Below are 1,292 nucleotides of genomic sequence, written 5' to 3' on the forward strand. Positions count from 1 at the left end.
GACAGTTGTCTAATTGATTTTGCCCCTTATGCGCTGACCTTGGTCTCTGGTTGTCTACGGGGTCATGGTCCGGCGGTTTGGCCGGCTGATTTCCATGCCACAAGGTTGCAGTCAGGCGAGGGGTGGACGTCCCTAATGTCCCGGGCGCGGTTGGTGCCGCGACTGTCAGCGCGGGATCGTCCAGTTATGGCCTTTGGTCGAATTCTGCTTGGTCGGTCAGTTCCAGCAAAACTCGGTTTCCGTCAGCCATAGCTTGTGAAGCAGGATGGCAAGCTTGCGGGCGACAGCGACGCGGGCGCATTTGATTCCCTTCGCTTCCGCCATGCATTTGCCCCATTCCCTGAGCGCGCAGGGCCGCTTGACGCGCGTGATGAGACAGTTCGCGGCCTCGTAAAGTGCAGATCGCAGCATGGCGTCGCCAGCTTTGGAAATGCGTCCCTTATGATCGCGCTCTCCCGACTGGGTTCTTCTGGGGGCAAGACCCGCAAACGCCCCGGCATCGGCTCCCCGATCGAAGCGCCCCGGGTCCTCAATGCTGGACTTGAACGTCAGAGCCGTGATCGGCCCGACCCCCGGAATGGTCATGAGCCGGGCCGTTACCGGATCCGCAGTGGCGCGGACGGTCAAAGCCTTGGTCAACCCCGCCAGTTCAGCCTCGACCGCTTCAAGACTGGCGATCAGTGGTGTCATGATGCCCCTGAGTTCGGGGCGCTGGCCGAACAAGGCGTCAAGCCGCGCACGTCTTTTGAGGGGCGTGGTGACCACTCCCATCCGCAAGCCGAATAGCTTCAAAAGACCTCGGAGCTGGTTCACCATCGACCGGTGCGCCTTGCCCAGTTGCTCGCGAATCTTCAACTGAGCACGCTCCAGATGCGTAGCATCCCCCTTGATCCGCACTTCCTTGAACCAACCCGTCCGCGCAATATGTGCCAGGCCTTGCGCATCATGGGGGTCAGATTTGTTGACCTGCGTCGATAACACGCCTTTGGCATGGCGCGCGCAAATGCACTTCACCGGCACTTCGCGTTCAACCAACCCGTGGTACAAAAACACCGAAAGTGGCCCGGTTTCCAGAACCACACGCTCAACACCTTTGGCATGGCGCCCGAGCGTCTTCGCAATCACATCGGGATCGGATGCGCATACCCCGCGCCAAACATTCGTCCCGTCACTCGTAACTACATGCACGTGGGTTGTCTTGTCAGATACATCCAGGCCTGCAAATATCGTCATCGGTCATCCTCCTCCTTTGAGGCGTACAATACGACCCCGTGCCAAGAAGGAGGGTGACT

General features: G+C 59.6%; 1 protein-coding gene. It reads right to left on the reverse strand.

Translation table 11 applies throughout. From position 1 onward, the window contains the following. Positions 1–216 precede the first annotated feature (216 nt). Positions 217–1,233 (reverse strand): IS110 family transposase, encoded by a 1,017-nt coding sequence (locus L3X40_RS21800; protein ID WP_237367424.1) that lies wholly within the window; start codon positions 1,231–1,233, stop codon positions 217–219. Positions 1,234–1,292 lie beyond the last annotated feature (59 nt).

Source organism: Rhizorhapis sp. SPR117 (assembly GCF_021742065.1).